This is a genomic window from Bradyrhizobium sp. SZCCHNR1017, from assembly GCF_032381375.1.
In the GTDB taxonomy this organism is placed as follows: domain Bacteria; phylum Pseudomonadota; class Alphaproteobacteria; order Rhizobiales; family Xanthobacteraceae; genus Bradyrhizobium.
Genome location: NZ_JAUHIR010000002.1, coordinates 216,796 through 234,791, shown reverse-complemented (window position 1 = coordinate 234,791; position 17,996 = coordinate 216,796). Strand labels below are relative to the sequence as shown.

Annotated in this window: 18 protein-coding genes; 9 read left to right on the top strand and 9 right to left on the bottom strand. The window is 66.5% G+C overall.

Annotated elements, in window-relative coordinates:
• The first annotated feature begins 91 nt into the window (after positions 1-91).
• Entirely contained in the window at positions 92-1,210 is a 1,119-nt protein-coding gene (locus tag QW863_RS06665) for a branched-chain amino acid ABC transporter substrate-binding protein (protein ID WP_315714776.1), read from the top strand.
• Positions 1,211-1,350: 140 nt separating this feature from the next.
• Here QW863_RS06665 and QW863_RS06660 read toward each other — a convergent pair whose 3' ends face one another.
• A complete protein-coding gene (locus tag QW863_RS06660; protein WP_315714777.1) occupies positions 1,351-1,752 on the bottom strand; it encodes a response regulator in 402 nt (133 codons plus the stop codon).
• Between the two features lie 237 nt (positions 1,753-1,989).
• Here QW863_RS06660 and QW863_RS06655 point away from each other — a divergent pair, with 237 nt between their 5' ends.
• Together QW863_RS06655 and QW863_RS06650 are read left to right on the top strand one after the other, a co-directional pair.
• Positions 1,990-4,764: a PAS domain S-box protein gene (locus QW863_RS06655; RefSeq protein WP_315714778.1), complete on the top strand. Its 2,775-nt coding sequence runs from the start codon at positions 1,990-1,992 to the stop codon at positions 4,762-4,764.
• Positions 4,765-4,963: 199 nt separating this feature from the next.
• Positions 4,964-5,962: a P1 family peptidase gene (locus QW863_RS06650; RefSeq protein WP_315714779.1), complete on the top strand. Its 999-nt coding sequence runs from the start codon at positions 4,964-4,966 to the stop codon at positions 5,960-5,962.
• Between the two features lie 2 nt (positions 5,963-5,964).
• On the opposite strand, the gene QW863_RS06645 is transcribed toward QW863_RS06650, so the two are convergent.
• Complete coding sequence (locus tag QW863_RS06645; protein WP_315714780.1) at positions 5,965-6,729, bottom strand: EF-hand domain-containing protein; 765 nt, start codon at positions 6,727-6,729, stop codon at positions 5,965-5,967.
• Between the two features lie 226 nt (positions 6,730-6,955).
• Here QW863_RS06645 and rpe point away from each other — a divergent pair, with 226 nt between their 5' ends.
• Genes rpe through QW863_RS06625 form a run of 4 tightly spaced genes read left to right on the top strand, consistent with a single transcriptional unit; the run spans position 6,956 to position 9,594 of the window.
• The gene (gene rpe / locus QW863_RS06640; RefSeq protein WP_315714981.1) at positions 6,956-7,657 is read left to right on the top strand and encodes a ribulose-phosphate 3-epimerase; all 702 of its coding nucleotides are present in this window, start codon (positions 6,956-6,958) and stop codon (positions 7,655-7,657) included.
• Between the two features lie 15 nt (positions 7,658-7,672).
• Positions 7,673-8,158 carry an ureidoglycolate lyase gene (locus QW863_RS06635; RefSeq protein ID WP_315714781.1) on the top strand — a complete coding sequence of 162 codons (486 nt, stop codon included), beginning with the start codon at positions 7,673-7,675 and terminating at the stop codon, positions 8,156-8,158.
• 47 nt (positions 8,159-8,205) lie between these two features.
• Positions 8,206-9,036, top strand: a complete 831-nt coding sequence (locus tag QW863_RS06630; RefSeq protein WP_315714982.1) for a bifunctional allantoicase/(S)-ureidoglycine aminohydrolase — start codon at positions 8,206-8,208, stop codon at positions 9,034-9,036.
• Between the two features lie 42 nt (positions 9,037-9,078).
• Positions 9,079-9,594, top strand: a complete 516-nt coding sequence (locus QW863_RS06625; protein WP_315714782.1) for a hypothetical protein — start codon at positions 9,079-9,081, stop codon at positions 9,592-9,594.
• A 133-nt stretch (positions 9,595-9,727) separates the two neighbouring features.
• Here QW863_RS06625 and QW863_RS06620 read toward each other — a convergent pair whose 3' ends face one another.
• The 7 genes from QW863_RS06620 to QW863_RS06590 form a co-directional block, all read right to left on the bottom strand.
• Positions 9,728-11,059 carry a dicarboxylate/amino acid:cation symporter gene (locus QW863_RS06620; protein WP_315714783.1) on the bottom strand — a complete coding sequence of 444 codons (1,332 nt, stop codon included), beginning with the start codon at positions 11,057-11,059 and terminating at the stop codon, positions 9,728-9,730.
• Positions 11,060-11,223: 164 nt separating this feature from the next.
• On the bottom strand, positions 11,224-12,681 hold the full coding sequence (locus QW863_RS06615) for a bifunctional serine/threonine-protein kinase/universal stress protein (RefSeq protein WP_315714784.1): 1,458 nt from the start codon (positions 12,679-12,681) through the stop codon (positions 11,224-11,226).
• A 3-nt stretch (positions 12,682-12,684) separates the two neighbouring features.
• A complete protein-coding gene (locus QW863_RS06610; protein ID WP_315714785.1) occupies positions 12,685-13,425 on the bottom strand; it encodes a metallophosphoesterase family protein in 741 nt (246 codons plus the stop codon).
• A gap of 88 nt (positions 13,426-13,513) precedes the next feature.
• Positions 13,514-13,672: a hypothetical protein gene (locus tag QW863_RS06605; RefSeq protein WP_315714786.1), complete on the bottom strand. Its 159-nt coding sequence runs from the start codon at positions 13,670-13,672 to the stop codon at positions 13,514-13,516.
• A gap of 44 nt (positions 13,673-13,716) precedes the next feature.
• Positions 13,717-14,325, bottom strand: a complete 609-nt coding sequence (locus QW863_RS06600) for a hypothetical protein (protein ID WP_315714787.1) — start codon at positions 14,323-14,325, stop codon at positions 13,717-13,719.
• Positions 14,322-14,993 carry a hypothetical protein gene (locus QW863_RS06595; RefSeq protein ID WP_315714788.1) on the bottom strand — a complete coding sequence of 224 codons (672 nt, stop codon included), beginning with the start codon at positions 14,991-14,993 and terminating at the stop codon, positions 14,322-14,324. The genes QW863_RS06600 and QW863_RS06595 overlap by 4 nt, the downstream gene beginning before the upstream one ends.
• Positions 14,990-15,769 (bottom strand): MotA/TolQ/ExbB proton channel family protein, encoded by a 780-nt coding sequence (locus QW863_RS06590; RefSeq protein ID WP_315714789.1) that lies wholly within the window; start codon positions 15,767-15,769, stop codon positions 14,990-14,992. The genes QW863_RS06595 and QW863_RS06590 overlap by 4 nt, the downstream gene beginning before the upstream one ends.
• Positions 15,770-15,963: 194 nt before the next feature.
• Between QW863_RS06590 and QW863_RS06585 the strand changes: the two genes are divergently transcribed.
• The gene (locus tag QW863_RS06585; RefSeq protein WP_315714790.1) at positions 15,964-17,322 is read left to right on the top strand and encodes a histidine kinase; all 1,359 of its coding nucleotides are present in this window, start codon (positions 15,964-15,966) and stop codon (positions 17,320-17,322) included.
• A 10-nt stretch (positions 17,323-17,332) separates the two neighbouring features.
• Positions 17,333-17,980, top strand: coding sequence for a response regulator transcription factor (locus tag QW863_RS06580; RefSeq protein WP_315714791.1), 648 nt, complete (start codon positions 17,333-17,335; stop codon positions 17,978-17,980).
• The last annotated feature ends 16 nt before the right edge of the window (positions 17,981-17,996 follow it).

Below are 17,996 nucleotides of genomic sequence, written 5' to 3'. Positions count from 1 at the left end.
TGACTTCGCCGGAAAATCAGCCACAATGCGCGCGGTCTGCGGCCCGCCGTTCGGGCCGTTCCGTGTCGACCTACCCCCGCGAGGATTTCTCATGAAACCACTCAAACTCATCGGCTTGGCTCTGGGCGCATCGCTGGCGCTCTCGACTGCTGCCTTCGCCGAAGACATCAACATTGCCGTGGCCGGCCCGATGACCGGCAGTGAATCGGCCTTCGGCCGCCAGATGCAGAACGGCGCCGAGATGGCGGTCGCCGACCTCAATGCCGCCGGTGGCGTGCTCGGCAAGAAGCTCGCACTGCAGGTCGGTGACGATGCCTGCGATCCGAAGCAGGCGCGTTCGGTTGCCGAAAAGCTCGCCGGCTCCGGCATTCCGTTCGTCGCCGGCCATTTCTGCTCGTCGTCGTCGATCCCGGCCTCCGAGGCCTATGCCGACAGCAACGTGCTGCAGATCACGCCGGCCTCGACCAACCCGCTGTTCACCGAGCGCAAGCTGTGGAACGTGGCGCGCGTCTGCGGCCGTGACGACCAGCAGGGTCTCGTTGCCGCCAACTACATCGCGAAGAACTTCAAGGGCAAGAACATCGCGATCCTCAACGACAAGACCACCTACGGCAAGGGTCTCGCCGACGAGACCAAGAAGGCGCTGAACAAGGCCGGCGTCACCGAGAAGATGTTCGAGTCCTACAACAAGGGCGACAAGGACTTCAACGCCATCGTCTCCCGCTTGAAGCGTGACAACATCGATCTCGTCTATGTCGGCGGCTATCATCAGGAAGCCGGCCTCATCCTGCGCCAGATGCGCGACCAGGGCCTCAAGACCATCCTGATGGCGGGCGACGCGATGAACGACAAGGAGTTCGCTTCGATCACCGGTCCGGCCGCGGAAGGCACGCTGTTCACCTTCGGCCCCGAGCCGCGCAACAAGCCGAGCGCGAAGGCGATCGTGGACAAGTTCAAGGCCAAGAACATCGATCCCGAGGGCTATACGCTCTACACCTACGCCGCGATCCAGGTCTGGTCGCAGGCCGTCAAGAAGGCCAACACCACCGACGCCAAGAAGGTGATGGACACCATCAAGGCCGGCGAGTGGGACACGGTGCTGGGCAAGCTCGGCTTCGACGCCAAGGGCGACATCAAGCAGATCGACTACGTCGTCTACAAGTGGGACGCCAAGGGCGGCTACGCCGAGCTCGGCGGCAAGGGCTCCTGATAGAACTCCTGACCGTCTCGATCATCATCAGCAAAATACAAACGCCCCGGTCCTGGACCGGGGCGTTCTGCTGAGCGCTTGGTTCGTCGTTGAGGCCCCCCGACCGTGGGGAACCACGTCGTACGGAGCAACAGACCGGCTCAGCCGGCACAGGCCGAAAGCGATGGGGTCCCCTTGGCCGCCACCGCCGCACGGGCCGTTTCGACGGCACGCATCAGCTCGGCCGGGCGGAACGGTTTCTGCAGGTAAACGACACGGGTCAGCTCGTCCGACATCGACGCGCCATCGAAGGCAGTCATGCCGGAGACGGCGACCACCGGAACGTCGGGAACCAGCGCGCGCATACTGCTGACCAGATCGAGCCCGTTGGAATCATCGAGATAGATGTCGACGATGACGGCATCGAATGCCTGGTCGCGGAACAACTGCAGTCCGGACGCAGCGGTTCCCGCTTCGACCACGTCGAACTGATTGACGCGCAGCACCATACAGATCATGGCGCGCACATCCTTCTGATCGTCGACCACCAGAATCCGTGGCATCAACTTCTCCAGAATTTTTCCGTTGGACAGCCTACAACGTAGAAAGAAATCGGACACAACTATGAGTATATTTATCTCATTTGCGGTAAAGGTGCGGTTACTCCAACTATTGACTCATTCTACAGAACGATCCGATCTGGTACCATACAACCTTCATTAGAGCAGTGATTTTCTTCGCGCACCAGCTGTAAAGCCTCCCCTCTTGCACGTCGGCTCTGTTGCGCAGGACCCTTGGAGATGCAGAGCATCAAGGATCATCGCGAAGTCCTCCTGTCGACGTCCACCGCGACGCGCCGAGACCAAATCGCAGCACTCGCCGCGGTTGCGATCTCGACCTTGCTGTTTGCCGCCGCCGCTCCCTTTGCCAAGGTGCAGTTGCCGCCGGTGCCTGCGTTCGTCGCGAGCTACCAGTCGGCGCTGGCGCTGAACGATCTCATCACCGCGTTCCTGCTGTTCTCCCAGTTCGTGCTGCTTCGCTCGCGACCGTTGCTGTGGTTGGCCTCCGGTTACCTGTTTACCGCGCCAGCCTCGCTGCTGCACACGCTGGTGTTCCCAGGCCTGTATTCTCAGACCGGCCTGCTCGATGCAGGGCCGCAGACCGCAGCCTGGATCTACATGATCTGGCACGGCGCGTTCCCCTTGTTCGTTCTGGTCTATGCGCTGCACGACCGTCTCCGTCCGGCGCCCGTTGGGTCGGTTGCGCTGTCTCTCTCGGTCGCCGTGCTCGGCGTGGCGATTGCACTTGCGGCACTCACCTGGGCGGTGATCGCCCATGATACGGCGCTGCCTGCGCTCGTCCGCGATGACGCTGCCACTCCGGCTTTGAAGATCGTGGTCGGCGCCATCTGGTGCGTAACATCGGCTGCCCTGCTCGTCCTGGCGTTGCGCAGGCCGCACAGCATTCTCGACCTCTGGGTCATGGTGGCGCTGTGCGCCTGGCTGTTCGATCTCTCGATCTCCTCGCTGCTCAACGCCGCCCGGTTCGACCTCGGCTACTATGCGGGCCGCATCTATGGCTTGCTGGCAGCGAGCTTCGTCCTCGGCGTCCTGCTCGCCGACAATGTCAGGCTGCAGACGAGGCTCATGCGGCTGCTGCAGCAGCAGCGCCGGCAGAGCGAAAGCGAGCGGGCCCGTTTCATCGCGCGGGAGCGGCTGTTCAGCGCTGTGGTGGAATCCTCCAACGACGCCATCATCACGCTGACGCTGCAGGGCAAGATCACGTCCTGGAATCGCGCCGCCGAACACCTGTTCGGATACGGCGCAGACGAGGCGCTTGGCAACGACATCGGCCTGATCGTGCCCGCCGAACGGCGCAGCGAAGTCGATCGCATCCTGAGCCGGATCGGCGACGGCGAGAAGATCGAGCATCACGAGACGATCCGCCGCCACAAGGACGGCCGCGAGATCGAAGTATCGCTCGGCGTGTCGCCGATCCTCGACGCGCATGGTGTGATCATCGGCGCCTCGAAGGTGGCGCACGACATCACCGAGAGCAAGCGCACCCGAACCGCCCTGACCCGTGAGACCGAGGAGCGCCGCCGCATCTTCGAGACCTCGCAGGACCTGATCCTGGTTGCCAACTCCTACGGACAATTGATGCAGGTCAGCCCGAGCGCGCTGGACGTGCTCGGCTACCGGCCGGAGGAGATGGTCGGCCGCAATGCCAGCGACTTCGTCTATCCGCCCGAGCTCGAGGCGGTCCGTAGCCAGATGCGCGCCTGCCGCCGCGGCCGCGACGTCCGTAATTTCGAAGCGCAGCTCATGCACAAGGAAGGCCGCGGCGTCGTCCTGAACTGGATGGCGAGCTGGTCGGAGCCGGTGCAGCGCCACTTCTTCGTCGGCCGCGACCTCACCGAGAAGCGCGCGGCCGAGGCGCAGTTCCGCCAGGCGCAGAAGATGGAGGCGGTCGGTCAGCTCACCGGCGGCGTCGCCCACGACTTCAACAACATCCTCACCGTCATCACCGGCAGCATCGGCATTCTTGCCGACGCCGTGTCCGACCGGCCGGAGCTCGCCTCCGTCGCCAAGCTGATCGACGACTCCGCCGACCGCGGCGCGCAGCTCACGCGGCAGTTGCTGGCCTTCGCCCGCAAGCAGCCGCTGCAGCCGACGGATCTCGACGTCAACGCCCTGTTGAACGAGACCGCAGCCTTGCTGCAGCCGACGCTCGGCGCGCAGATCGAGATCGAGCGTATCCTTGACGCCGATCCCTGCACTGCGCTCGCCGATCCGAACCAGCTCGCCACCGCGGTCATCAATCTCGCGCTCAATGCGCGTGATGCGATGCCGCAGGGCGGCAAGCTCACGCTGGAGACAGCGAACGTCACGCTCGACCGGGACTATGCCGACGTCCATAGCGAGGTCATCGTCGGTGACTACGTGATGATCGCCGTGAGCGACACCGGCTGTGGCATTCCGCCGGCCTATCTCGAGAAGGTGTTCGATCCGTTCTTCTCGACCAAGGGCTCCGGCAAGGGCACGGGGCTCGGCCTCAGCATGGTGTTCGGTTTCGTCAAGCAGTCCGGCGGCCACATCAAGATCTACAGCGAGGTCGGCCACGGCACCTCGATCAAGCTGTATCTGCCGCGCTCGGCGTCCGCTCCGGCGGCCAGCGCGGGCTTGCAGGCGCCAGACGCGCGCGGCGGCAATGAGACGATCCTGATCGTGGAGGACGATCCGCTGGTACGCCAGCACGTGATCGCCCAGGTCGGCAGCCTCGGCTACACCACCCTGGCTGCAGCCAATGCCGCCGAGGCGCTCGACGTGCTCGATCGCCATCCGGAGATCGACCTGCTGTTCACCGACGTCATCATGCCCGGCGCCATGAACGGCCGCCAGCTCGCCGACGCCGCGCGGGTGCGGCGGCCGGCGCTGCGGACGCTGTTCACCTCGGGCTACACCGAGAACGCGATCGTGCACCACGGCCGCCTCGACGCCGGCGTGCTGCTGCTGCCCAAGCCTTACCGGAAGCCAGAGCTGGCCCGCATGATCCGTATCGCGCTGGAGCGCTGAAGCACGCGCCCGGATCGGCGTAAGCGACATCCGGGCCCACCGGCGCGGCACTTGAGACCCGGATGTCGCCTGCCCCTTCGCGCCCGCTGGACGCAAGCGGGGCGCTCATACCAGCGCCGAGGCGCGTGCCCTCCTGCATTGAGGCCTCGCGCCGGCCGCGCTATCCATCCGGCATCATCATCTGCAGCGAGGGACGATCGTGCAGAACCTCCTCACCGACATCCCCGGCGTACGCGTAGGCCATGCCCATGACGCCGCGCTCGCTTCCGGCGTGACCGCGATCCTGTTCGATCAGCCGGCGGTCGCCGCGATCGACATCCGTGGCGGCGGACCCGGGGTGCGCGAGGATGCGCTGCTCGATCCTGCGAATACGGTGGAACGGGTCGACGGCATTGCCCTGTCGGGAGGCTCGGCGTTCGGGCTCGAGGCCGCGAGCGGCATTCAGGCCTGGCTGGCGGAACAGGGGCGCGGCTTTGCCGTGCGCGACGCGCTGATCCCGATCGTCCCCGGCGCGATCGTGTTCGACCTCTTGAACGGCGGCAACAAGGCCTGGGGCCGCTACGCGCCGTATCGCGAGCTCGGCTACGCGGCGGCGGCGGCGGCCAGCACGACCTTCGCGCTCGGCAGCGTCGGTGCCGGGCTCGGCGCCACCACGGCCAACCTGCAGGGCGGGCTCGGCTCGGCGTCGGCGACGACGACAGGCGGCATCAAGGTTGCGGCCATTGTTGTGGTGAATGCGGTCGGCAGCGTCACTGTCGGCGACGGTCCCTGGTTCTGGGCGGCACCGTACGAGATCGACGGCGAGTTCGGCGGCCGCGGCCTGCCGGCCGCCTTCACGCCGGACATGCTGGCGATGCGCATCAAGGGCGGCCCGGCAGCATCGGCCTCCGAGAACACGACGATCAGCCTCGTCGTGACCGATGCCATCCTGACTAAGGCGCAGGCCAAGCGGCTCGCGATGATGGCGCAGACCGGCATGGCGCGCGCGATCTATCCGGTGCATCTGCCGCTCGACGGCGACATCGTGTTCGCGGCCGCGGCCTGCACCAGGCCGATCGAGCCGCTGGTCGAGCTGAGTGAGCTCGGCATGGTCGCGGCCAACGTCCTGGCGCGCGCGATCGCCCGCGGCGTCTATCACGCGAGCCCGCTGCCGTTCGCCGGCGCGCTGCCGTCCTGGCAAGGCCGCTTCGGCAGTTGAGCTTACGCGCTGACCGCGGTCGTTGAAGACGTCGAGGCCGACAGCATGTTGGACTGCCGCTGGATCAGCTTCTCGATCATGTTGTAGGACGAGGTCGCAGCGTTGGACGCGGTTGTGGCTGCCGGCGTCGTCAGCGTCACCTTGGAGCCGTCGGCATAGGTGATGGTGGTCGTGGTCGAGCCGTCGCTGTTGGTGGACGAGGAGCTCGACGCGCCCGACAGCGCCTGCATCAGCGCATCTGCGCCCGCGCTGGATGAGGTGCCCGAGCCGCCGCTCCCGCCCGCCACCTGGTGATGATGGTGGCCACGTCGCCCCTTGGCGCCCTGCAGCGCCGAGGACAGCTCGTCGAGGCTGACATTGCCGTCGCCGTTCGTATCCAGCTTGCCGAACACCTTGTCGGCATTGGCGACGTTGGTGCCGCCGGCGCCGAGCGCGCTCTCGAACTCCGATTTGCTGATCTGACCATCGCCATCGCCGTCGATCTGCGAGAACAGGTCCTGCAGCGGATTGGTCGATGAGCTTGCGCTCGACGACGCGCCCGACTGGCTCTGCGCTGCGAGCAGCGCGCTCATGGTCTCCGGCGCGATCTGCCCCGAGCTGCTGCTGCCGCCCGCGCTCGACCACGGGCTGAAATTGCCGGAGCCGCTCGCCCCCTTGGTGTCGAGGCTGAACGGACCGCCGCCCGACTTGCCGGAGCCCGACTTGGTCGAGCCGAGCGACTGCAGGCTGTCCAGGACCGACGAGGCAGCCCCCAGTGCAAACCACATGGCGAAACTCCCGCAAGGCCGCCCACGCGGCGGCAGAACATCTTCCCACCGCCGTCGCAATCCCCATGCCAGCGCCAAACCGCTGATATGTCCGGATATTTCGCGATGTTACGGTGGCCTGAACCCGGCAGATCGTGCCGTGCCCGGCAGATTTTTCCCGCTCGCGTTGCCGCAGCCGGCCCTGCATGATACGGCGACATCCCCGATCGTCCTGGAACAGCCGCCCATGACCCAGTCCTTCACGCCGCGTCCGCTCGTCATCGCGCCATCGATCCTGGCGTCGGATTTCTCCAAGCTCGGCGAAGAGGTGCGCGCCGTCGATGCCGCCGGGGCCGACTGGATCCATCTCGACGTCATGGACGGGCATTTCGTCCCGAACATTTCCTATGGCCCGGATGTCATCAAGGCGCTGCGCCCACACACCACCAAGATCTTCGACGCGCATCTGATGATCACGCCGTGCGATCCCTATCTCGAGGCCTTCGCCAAGGCCGGCTGCGACCACATCACGGTCCACGCCGAGGCCGGCCCGCATCTGCATCGCTCGCTGCAGGCAATCCGCGCGCTCGGCAAGAAGGCCGGCGTCTCGCTCAACCCGTCGACCCCGCTCAACGTCATCGAATATGTGCTCGACCTCGTCGACCTCGTGCTGATCATGTCGGTCAATCCCGGCTTCGGCGGCCAGGCCTTCATCCCCTCGGCGATTGGCAAGATCCAGGATCTGCGCGCGATGACCGCGGGCCGGCCGATCGATATCGAGGTCGATGGCGGCGTCGGCCGCGACAATGCCGGCGCACTCGCCGCCGCTGGCGCCAACGCCTTCGTCGCAGGCTCCGCCGTCTTCAAGGGCGGCACGATGGAAGCCTATCGCAGCAACATCGCCGCGATCCGCAGCGCCGCCGCGTTGGCGCGCGGCGAAGCGATCTGAGGCACGCGAGACGGGATGCACACGCTCACGCCGCAGCCGCTGACGAAAGCGGCCTTCGCTGCTTTCGGCGACGTCGTCGAGACCGATGGCGCCCAGCCCATCGACATCAACCAGGGCTTCGCCCGCCGCTGCAACGGCCTCGCTGCTGTCGACGTGACATCGGGCGGCGCGGCCGTGAACATCAGCCTGTTCGAGGCCAAGCCGCGGCCGTTGCCGATCGAGATCAAGCTGATGGAGCGGCACCCGCTCGGCAGCCAGCTGTTCATGCCGTTGCAGGACCGGCCGTGGCTGGTGCTGGTCTGCGCCGATCCGCGCGATCCCGCGAGCTACCACGCCTTCACGGCAACCGGCCGCCAGGGCGTCAACTACGCGCGCAACGTCTGGCATCATCCGCTCTTGGTGTTCGACGAGGCCTCGCGCTTCATGGTGGTCGACCGCATCAGCCCCGACAATCTCGAGGAGCTGTGGCTCGACGAGCCGCTCTACCTTGCCATTCCCTGATGACCGATGGCGCGCCGGTTGATCATCCGCGCCGTGGAGAGACGATGATGGACAAGCCGAACTACTTCGTGCCGCATGGCGGCCACCCGCCGCAGACCGACCTGCTGACCGGCCGCGCCGTGTTCACCGAGGCGTATGCCGTCATCCCGAAGGGCGTGATGCGCGACATCGTCACCTCGGCGCTGCCGTTCTGGGACAAGACGCGAACCTGGGTGATCGCGCGTCCCCTCTCCGGCTTCTCGGAAACGTTCTCGCAATACATCGTCGAGGTCTCGCCCGGCGGCGGCAGCGCCCAGCCCGAGCCGGATCCGGAGGCCGAGGGCGTGCTGTTCGTGGTGTCAGGCGAGATCATGCTCACCATCGCCGGCAAAGAGCATCGCCTGGGCCATGGCGGCTACGCCTTCCTGCCGCCGTCCTGCAAGTGGACGATGCGCAACGACAGCCAGGCGCCCGCGACCTTCCACTGGATCCGCAAGGCCTATGAGGCCGTTCCCGGCATCGCCGTGCCCGAGGCCTTCGTCACCAACGAGGCGACGATCGCCCCTGCCGCGATGCCGGAGACGCAGGGCCGCTGGGCCACCACGCGCTTCGTCGATCCGCTCGACGTTCGCCACGACATGCACGTCAACATCGTCACCTTCGAGCCCGGCGCCGTGATCCCGTTCCTGGAGACGCATGTGATGGAGCACGGGCTCTATGTGCTCGAGGGAAAGGCGGTCTACAAGCTCAACCGCGACTGGGTCGAGGTCGAGGCCGGCGACTTCATGTGGCTGCGCGCCTTCTGCCCGCAGGCCTGCTACGCCGGTGGCCCCGGCCGCTTCCGCTACCTGCTCTACAAGGACGCCAACCGGCACATGAAGCTGCGGCCGTTCAGGTGAAGGCCAGCAGCATCCGCTGAATGAGTCCTGGATACACGGCTGATGTCGACCGTTCCCGAACGCCTGGAGAGCTTGATCGAAGGGGAATTGGCTGAGCTGTCCGACAAGCGTGTGCTCTCGCATATCCGCGGCATGCTCGTCGCACCTCACATGGTGCTGCGCGATTGGGACTATGGCCAACCGGGGGAGCAATATCCCTGCTGGTTCGTGCTTCGCGATGCACAATCCGGTGCCGAGATCGCCTATTGTGAGCACGGCTTCGGACCGGGCTGCCCCTGGGGCCTGGTGAGTTCTGCGCACGAACCGGAGTTCCGCCATATGGGCATGGACTCCGGCTGGTTCACCTCGTTTCTGGATGCATTTTTCGATTCTTTCGCCTGCGTGGCGCTTCTAATCTGGAAGGTGATCAACATCGATGCTGACGGAACCCGGACCTGTCTGACCGCCGAAGGCGCGTGGGAGAGCACATGGCAGCGGGTCTACGAATTGCGCAATCATGATCCGAGCGGCCGCTATGAATGCGGCCACGACATCGGCTATCGCAAGACTGCCACCTGATGCGCTCGTCGAATCTTCGGCCGCAACCGCCGACGAAGAGCTTCTCCTCATCGGCCTCGAACACCGGCTCGATCGCGCGATCGACCAATCCACGCCGTACTCGCTCCCTCATTCTCCCCCTAGTGATCCTCCCTCACGCCCCCTGATACTCCACCTCTTCCGCCGTGCCGCGGTCGAGCACGGCCTTCGCCTTGGCATGGTCGAGGTCGTCCTCCCAGGCGGCGACGACGACGGTGGCGACGCAGTTGCCGATCAGGTTGCCGACGGCGCGCGCGATGCCGACGAACCAGTCGACGGACAGCACCAGCACCAGACCGATGGCGGGGATAGCCGGCACGGCGCCGAGCGTTGCGGCCAGGATGACGATGGCCGAGCCGGGCACGCCATGGGCGCCCTTGGACGTGACCAGCGACACGCCGAGCACCAGCAGCAGGTCGCTGACCGACAGCGGCGTGTTGGTGGCCTGGGCGATGAAGACGACGGCGAGCGTCAGGTAGATCGAGAACGCATCGAGGTTGAAGGAATAGCCGGTCGGGATGACCAGGCCGACGACCTCCTGCTTGACGCCCATCGCCTCGAGCTTGCGCATGATCTGCGGCAGCACGGAGTCGGACGACGCCGTCGCCAGCACGATCAGCAGCTCCTCCTTCAAATAGCGCAGGAACTTGAACAGGCTGAGGCCGGCCATGCGCATCACGAGGCCAAGCGCGGTCACGACGAACAGCGCCACCGAGACGTAGAACAGCACGACCAGCGCCAAGAGCTGCTTGAGCGAGCCGACGCCATATTTGCCGACGGTGAAGCCGATGGCGCCGAGCACGCCGAGCGGCGCGACGCGCACGATCAGCCCCATCGCCTTGAACAGCACCTTGGCGACGGACTCGATCAGGTCGACCACGGGCTTGCCGGGCTCGCCGACCAGCGCCAGGCTGACGCCGAAGATCACCGCGAAGAACAGCACCTGCAGCACGTCGTTGCGGGCAAAGGCGTCGAACGCCGTCGGCGGAATGATGTTGAGGATGAAGCCGCCGAAGCCGCCGCCCTGCAGCTTGTGGGCGTTGTCGGCGAAGCTCGCGAGCTGCTTGGCGTCGAGCTTGGAGACGTCGATGTTCATGCCGTGGCCGGGGCTGAAGACCAGCGCCAGCACGAGGCCGAAGGCCAGCGCGATCGTGGTCATGCCCTCGAAATAGACCAGCGACTTGACGCCGACGCGGCCGACCTTCCTGAGATCGCCGGCGCTCGCAATGCCGTGCACGACGACGCAGAACACGATCGGCGCGACCACCATGGCGATCAGACGCAGGAAAGCGTCGCTGAAGAATTTGAGCCCCTGGGCGGTCTCGGGCGCGAAGACGCCGATCAGGATGCCGAGCACGAGCGCAGCCACGACCTGAAAGAAGAGCGAGCCGAACAGGCCTCGCTTCGGCGCGGCTGTCCCCGCCATGCTCACATCCGTTGCCGCCATTGATCGTCCCCCCTCAGAAAAAAACCGACACGTTCCGCACGCGCCGGATCACTTTGGAGGGGGAACTTTCGAAACGCAACCGCAGCCGCGCCTCACTTTTCAGCCTGTGCATGCCGTTCTGACTGTCGTGCTTGGAGGCGCCGTGGATCTTCATCGCATGTCCATCATTCCCCCGACACGACCCTTGCCGGCGCATCATCATCGTCGCCCTCGGCTTCCCGTGCCGCGAGCCGTGTCCGCACCACGGTCACCGTACACCCCGCCTCCGCGGCGACCTTCGCCGAGACGCTGCCGAGCAGCGAGCGCAGCACGGAATCGCGGCGGGCGCCGATGATGATGTGGTCGACCTGGTTGGCCTCGGCGAATTCGATGATGGAGGCCGCCGGATCGACCGCCTCCAGCACGTGCACCGTCAGCCGGCTCGTGTCGAGCTTGAGCGGCGTCGCCCAGTGCTTCAGCGCGACCATGCGGTCGATGTGCTTGTTGTTGCCCTCCTCGTCCAGGGTGCGGTCGATGGTGAGACGCCCGAGCTTCAGCACGTTGACGCAGGCGAGCCGAGCCGCGGGCAAAGTGGCGAGGATGCGCTGCGCGGTCAGCCGCAGCGCGCCGTTGAGCTCCTCGCCGCCTTCCACGGTGTCGATCGCGACCGCCACGATCGGGCTGGAGGCGATCTGCACCGCGACGTCGGATGTTTTCTGTTCCGGCTGCACCAGGCCGCGGTTGAAGCGGCGGCGCCACACGGCCGTGATCGGGTCGCGCTTGACCTTCTCCGCACGCGCCGTCAGCTTGACCTGGTCGGGATGGCCGAGATCGAAGGCGAGCTGCGCCGCGGTCGGATAGCGCCACACCGGCTCGATCTCCAGGCAGCGCAGCACGATCTCCTGCAGCCACGGCGGATAGTCCGGCTTCAGCTGTCGCGGTGGATAGGGATCGCGCCACAGCCGCCGGCGCATGCCGCGCAGGGTCTCGGTCTCGCCGAACGGCCGCACGCCGGTGGTGAAGAAGTAGAGCAGCACGCCGAGCGAAAAGATGTCGCTGCGCGGATCGCTACGCGTGCCCATCATGCGCTCCGGCGCCATGTAGGGCGCGGTGCCGTAAGGCAGGCGGAACTCCTCCTGCAAGAGATCCGGCAAGTGCTTGTGGCAGGACAGGCCGTAGTCGATCAGCACCGCCTCCCCCGTCGGCCGGAACATGATGCTGGAGGGCTTGATGTCGTGATGGATGACGTGCTGCCGGTGAATATCGGCGAGCGCGGTCGCGATCTTCGCGACCAGCACCCGCGCCTCCTCGTAAGCCAGCGGCAGCTCGGGCAGCCGCTTGTACAGCGTATCGCCTGGAATCTGCTCGATCACCACATAGGCCTGGGTGGCGAAATCGCCGGTGCCGAAACAGGCCGGCACGTGCGGTCCCGACAGTTTTGGCAGAATCATCTGCTCCATCTCGAAGCTGACGATCGCCGCAGGATCCTCGCCCTCGGAGACGCGCGGCACCTTCATCAGGATGGGCCGGTCGATGTCCGGATGGGTGACGCTCCACAACGTCGCCATGCCGCCGGAATGCACGCATTCACCCACCGTGAAGCCGTCGATCACGACGCCCGGCTTGAGCCTTGATTTCGTCATGCTCTAGCGCCCCATCGAGAGCCGCTGCGCCAGCCAGGGCGGCAGGCCGTTGTCGCGAATGCGCTGCGCCGCCGCCTCGACGTCATAGGGCACGCGGCAATAGGTCAGCTCGCGGGTCCTGGTGTCGAAGGTCACGAACGACGCGGCCGGATCACCGTCGCGCGGCTGGCCGACCGAGCCGACCACGGCCAGCCATTGCCGGCCGCGCAACAGCTGAATGGGCATGTTGGCGGTCGGGGTGAAGCTCGTCATCTTCGCGGTGGCGGACATCGAGTACAGCGCCGGACGGTGGATGTGGCCGCAGAACGTCACCTGCGCCTCGGTCGCGATCATGCTGCGCGCGGCGTCGGCCGACGACTGCACATAGCGCCAGCGCGGCGGGCTGGACGCCTCCGCATGCACGAACAACCGGTCGTCGTCACCGATACTCATCGGCAGCTCGGCGAGAAAGCGGCGCTGCTCGGCGCTGAGCCGCCCGCGCGTCCACTCCATCGCCGCCTGCGCCTCGGCATTCATGCTCTCGCTCGCCGTCGAAACGGCATTGTCGTGATTGCCGCGCACCGCCAGCCCGCCCTCGGCGACGATCTCCATGACGGTGTCGACCGACCATTCCGGATCGGCGCCATAGCCGACGATGTCGCCGAGACAGATGAGACGATCCGCGCCACGCGCACGCGCCGCCTCCAGGCAGGCCGCGAAGGCCTGCCGATTGGCATGGATATCGGTGAAAATCGCCAGCAGCAACCCGTGTCCTCCGGTTCTCAAGGCTAGCGGCCGTGGCCACACGAGACTTGAGGAACATCAAACAAGATAGGCGGAGAGATGCGGAATGTCAGCGTTGCAGGTCCCCTGCGATGCGCCGGTGCGGCTTTCTTCCCTGGGTAAAGCCGAAGCCCAGGAACTTGCGGTGGTTCGGTCTGGCGACCGCGCTCTTGACCTTGTTGACCTTGAGCTCGAGGCGCCGTGCCAGGAACGTCCCGATGCTCGCCATCACCCGCGCGCGAGCTTCGCGCGGGAGGATACGGCCGCAGCCGCCTACTGCTCGTCCTTCGGCGGCATGCGCGGCGGCAGCAGTGGCGTGAACGAGACGCCGTCGCCGGCGTTCTTGGCGGCCTTGAACTCGCCGGTGGAGGGATCACCGCCGGCGGTCTCGATGATCGTCTTCGGCAGAATGTATTCGCGCGCGGCATCGATGACCCCGCCATCACCGGTGCCGAAATCGGCGGCGCGGCCGCCCTGCGGATGGCCCGCCGCGATCTGGTCGGCGGCGTGCTGCGCCTTGTCGGCAAGTGTGTCGCTGTAGGGAATACGATAGGCGCGCGGCACGCCGCTCGGACGGTTGTCGTCGTCCAGCGCCTCGACCCACAGATAGACCGCGCCGGGATCGCCCTCGACGGAGTGCGGATCGACGATCCGCACCTGCAGCACCTTGAAGCTCCTCGGCAGCCGGTCGACGCTGGCCCAGCCGAGCAGGCCGCGGGCGCCGGCGAAGCTGCCGACATAGAACGCACTGGTGATGACCACGGCGACCGCCTTGGCCTGCCAAGGCAGCCTTGCATAGACCAGCACCAGCAAGAGCAGCGCGCCGATCAGCGCGTAGCACGCGGACAGCGTGACGATGACGGTCTGCAGACTGCTCATCATCGCCTGATCACCCTGACGCCGGTCTTGGGATCGAGATCGGCGCCGTTGCGCCAATTGCTGCGGAACGTCTCCAAAAGCGATTTCGGTCGGCGCTGCACATCGATCACCTTGCCCTCGGCATTGAGCTTGAAGCGCAGCGCCGTCTTCTCGTCGCCGGAATGGTCGAGCACGACCTTGTCGTCGAAGATCACCTGCGCGGTCGGGTTGAGCTTCTGCACCTTCACGGTGGCCTCGACCGGCGCGCCGCTGACGTTCTGGAAATGCGAGATGTTGACGGTGTATTCGCCGGCGACGATGCCTCTGATGGTCACGATCTCCTCGCGGATCGGCGACGGGATCTTCAGACCGTTGACCAGGATGAAATCGTTGGCGCCGCCGCGGTCGTCGCGATCGAGGGTGAGGAAGCCGGCCTCGCGATGCCGGTACCAGGCGATGTTGCCGACAGGGTCCTGCACGAACAGGTCGAGATCGTCGGGATGGTTATCCGGCCAGTCCATCGTGATCAGGAACTCGGCCTTCGAGTCGACCTTGCCGTCCTTGGCGTCCGGCGAGATCGCGAGCACCGCGATGAAGAAGAAGAACGCGACGATCTGCAGCGCCTTGAATAGCATGACGCTGAACGGGTCGAACTGCTCCTCGCGCGGATAGAGCCCGAAATCGTCCATCATGCGCCCTGCTCCGGCGCGCGATCCATCGCGCGCTCGAGCCGCGGCGTCACCCGCGTCTCGGTGAGCATGACAGCGTCCGAAAACACGCGCCCGGTCGCCGCGTCCAGCATGTAGTACTGGATGCGCACCAGGATCGAGCCGACGAGGCCGGCGAGCGTCGTGTACATCGCCACCGCCATGCCGTCACTCATCAGCCCCATCGAGGATTTCATCGCCAGCTTGTCGTTGACGTCGAGGCCGGCAATCGGCGCCAGCATGATGATGAAGCCGATGATGGTGCCGAGCAGGCCGAGCTTCATCAGCGTGTCCGATGCGAAGCCGCCGAAGCCGTTGGAGCCGCGCAGGCGGTCGGCGAGCGTCCGCAGCAGCAGCGTCTGGTCGAGCCGCCCTGCCCCTTGCGTCCGCGCCTTGGTGACGAGGCTGCGGATGTGGTTGGTGACCAGCCCTTTGGGAAGCAACTGCGCATCAGGTTCGAGCGCGCGCGCCGCATCGGGCCCGATCAGCACGGCGCGGCAGCGCCGCGCCGCATCCGCCTCGCGCGCGATCGCTCTGGTGCGCCAGAAGCAATGGCAGCACGTGGCGACGTAGAGCACGGCGATGACGCTGGAGATGTAGGTGCGGTCGGAGGCGACCATCAGGTGGAAATAGCCGTAGCGGGCGAGCACCACGGCGGCGAATATCGTGAGGCCGGTGAAGATCATCCAGAGCAGCAGCGGCCCGCGCTCGGCTGCGTCGCGCGCAGGTTCCACTCGTTCGGCACTGCTGACCACGCTCATGCATGAACTCCCGATGCGCGCCGTTTCGTTCGGCGCTTCGCAGACGAGTTAAGCAGAGCAGCGGAACAGCGTCCAAAGACATCTGCCTCGAGGCTCTCGGGAAAATTTCCCAACCTGCCGCTTGCTGCAGTGCATTTGCTTGGCGGAGCACCAGCCCATTGTTACGCTGCGGCAAAAGCCGTGGAGAGGATCGCATGCGTCTCGTGCTCCAGCTCATTGCGCGCCTTGCGCTGATCGTGCTGCTGTGTCTGGCCGCCGCGGCCGTATGGGTCACCGTCGACGCCTATCGCAGCGTCGACCGCGCCACCGCGGCATCGGCCGACCGGGTCTCGCAGGCGCTGGAGGCGCTGTACTGGCGCGAGCTGCTGCTGCGCGGCAACCGATCGCGCGAGCGGCTGCTGCCGCTGCCCGACTGGCGCACGACCGAGACCATGAAGCTGATCGCGCCCGGCATCTGCGTACAGTTCAAGCCGGAGGCGGCGTTCGAGAAGCCGCTGTGCGGCCAGAGCAAGGGCCTCGGCGCCGCGCCGCCGCGCTGGTTCTCAAGCGCCGTGGAAGCCATCCTCGGCGATCACGCGGCGGTCGCGCAGCCGATCAGCGCGCGCGCCACCACGGCGGGAACCGTCTCGGCGATCGCCGATCCCGATGCGGCGATCCAGCTCGCCTGGCTGCGCATCCAGGACAGCTTTGGCGTGGCGCTGGCGATGGCGGTCGCGATCGGCGTACTGGCCTCGCTGGCGATCGCCCATGCGCTGGCGCCGGCGCGCAGCATCGTCTCGGCGCTGCAGCGGATGGCCGAGGGCGACCACCGCCCCTCACTGCCGCGCTTCCGCTCGATGGAGCTCGCGATGATCGGCCGCGCCGTCGGCGAGCTCGGCGACCGGCTGGCGCAGGCCAACGAGCAGCGCGCCGCGCTGACCGAGCGCCTGCTCGACATCCGCGACGAGGAGCGGCGGGCGCTCGCCCGCGAGCTGCACGACGAGTTCGGGCAGAACCTCACTGCGATCCTCGCTTTTGCCTCGACGATCGAGAGCGCCGGCAACGGCCGCAACGATCAGATCGCCCAGGACGCACGCATGATCACGCGATCCGTCAGCCATCTGATGGCGTGCCTGCGCGGCACCTTGAGCCGACTGCGCCGTCCGCTCACCGAGGAGCTCGGCCTCGCCGCAGGCCTGATCGCGCTGACCGAGAACTATCAGCACGCCGCGCGACCGGCGATCCGGCTCGACCTCCACGGTGATCTCGCCGACATCCAGGGCCCGGTCGCGGTCACCGCCTACCGGATGGCGCAGGAGTGCCTGACCAACGCCCTGCGCCACACCAGTGCGAGCGAGGTGTCGTTGCGGGTCGAGCGGCGCTCCGGGCCCGACAGTGCGCTGCTGATTTCAGTCGAGGACGACGGCGGCGGCGATGCGACACTGCTGGCGCAATCGAGCGGCTTCGGCCTGACCGGAATCCGCGAGCGCATCGCCGCGGTCGGCGGCTCGCTGTCGATCGGACCGGCCGCGCGCGGGCTCAGCGTCTCCGCGACAATTCCACTGGCCGCCTGAGACAACCGGGATGCCCGAGCGCACAGGCATTTCGATCCTGCTGGTCGACGACCACCCGGTGGTCCGGCAAGGCTATCGCCGCGTGCTGGAGAGCCAGGACGGGTTTCGAGTCATCGCCGAGGCCGACAGCGCCGCGGCGGCCTATGCCGCGTTCAAGGCGCATGCGCCCGACGTGGTCGTGCTCGACATCTCGATGAAGGGCGCCAGCGGGCTGGAGGCGATCCGCAACATCCGCGCTCGCGACAATCGCGCCTGCATCCTCGTGTTCTCGATGCATGGCGAGGCGCCGTTGGTGAAGGCGGCGTTCGCCGCCGGCGCGAGCGGCTTCGTCACCAAGAGCAGCGAGCCGTCGGCGCTGGTCCGTGCCATCCGCATGGTGATCAGCGGGGAGCGCGCGCTCAGCGACGACGTCGCCCATGTGCTGGCCGCCGACAGTCTCGATCCGCAGCAGACCGTGCTCGACCGGCTCGGCGAGCGTGAGATCGAAATCCTGCGCCAGTTCGCGTCGGGCCTGACCACCGAGCAGATCGCCACGAACCTGCACCTCAGCGTCAAGACGGTGCAGAACTATCATTATCTGGTGAAGGCCAAGACGGGACTGCAGACGGATGCGCAGCTGGTGCGGCTGGCGGTGACCAGCGGGCTGACGGATTTGTAGCCCGGATGAACGCGCG

Bases quoted from the DNA above. Each gene is read 5' to 3' on its own strand.
- QW863_RS06665 (WP_315714776.1), top strand. From the start codon at position 92: ATGAAACCACTCAAACTCATCGGCTTGGCTCTGGGCGCATCGCTGGCG.
- QW863_RS06660 (WP_315714777.1), bottom strand. From the start codon at position 1,752: ATGCCACGGATTCTGGTGGTCGACGATCAGAAGGATGTGCGCGCCATG.
- QW863_RS06655 (WP_315714778.1), top strand. From the start codon at position 1,990: ATGCAGAGCATCAAGGATCATCGCGAAGTCCTCCTGTCGACGTCCACC.
- QW863_RS06645 (WP_315714780.1), bottom strand. From the start codon at position 6,729: ATGTGGTTTGCACTGGGGGCTGCCTCGTCGGTCCTGGACAGCCTGCAG.
- rpe (WP_315714981.1), top strand. From the start codon at position 6,956: ATGACCCAGTCCTTCACGCCGCGTCCGCTCGTCATCGCGCCATCGATC.
- QW863_RS06635 (WP_315714781.1), top strand. From the start codon at position 7,673: ATGCACACGCTCACGCCGCAGCCGCTGACGAAAGCGGCCTTCGCTGCT.
- QW863_RS06630 (WP_315714982.1), top strand. From the start codon at position 8,206: ATGGACAAGCCGAACTACTTCGTGCCGCATGGCGGCCACCCGCCGCAG.
- QW863_RS06625 (WP_315714782.1), top strand. From the start codon at position 9,079: ATGTCGACCGTTCCCGAACGCCTGGAGAGCTTGATCGAAGGGGAATTG.
- QW863_RS06620 (WP_315714783.1), bottom strand. From the start codon at position 11,059: ATGGCGGCAACGGATGTGAGCATGGCGGGGACAGCCGCGCCGAAGCGA.
- QW863_RS06615 (WP_315714784.1), bottom strand. From the start codon at position 12,681: ATGACGAAATCAAGGCTCAAGCCGGGCGTCGTGATCGACGGCTTCACG.
- QW863_RS06605 (WP_315714786.1), bottom strand. From the start codon at position 13,672: ATGGCGAGCATCGGGACGTTCCTGGCACGGCGCCTCGAGCTCAAGGTC.
- QW863_RS06600 (WP_315714787.1), bottom strand. From the start codon at position 14,325: ATGATGAGCAGTCTGCAGACCGTCATCGTCACGCTGTCCGCGTGCTAC.
- QW863_RS06595 (WP_315714788.1), bottom strand. From the start codon at position 14,993: ATGATGGACGATTTCGGGCTCTATCCGCGCGAGGAGCAGTTCGACCCG.
- QW863_RS06590 (WP_315714789.1), bottom strand. From the start codon at position 15,769: ATGAGCGTGGTCAGCAGTGCCGAACGAGTGGAACCTGCGCGCGACGCA.
- QW863_RS06585 (WP_315714790.1), top strand. From the start codon at position 15,964: ATGCGTCTCGTGCTCCAGCTCATTGCGCGCCTTGCGCTGATCGTGCTG.
- QW863_RS06580 (WP_315714791.1), top strand. From the start codon at position 17,333: ATGCCCGAGCGCACAGGCATTTCGATCCTGCTGGTCGACGACCACCCG.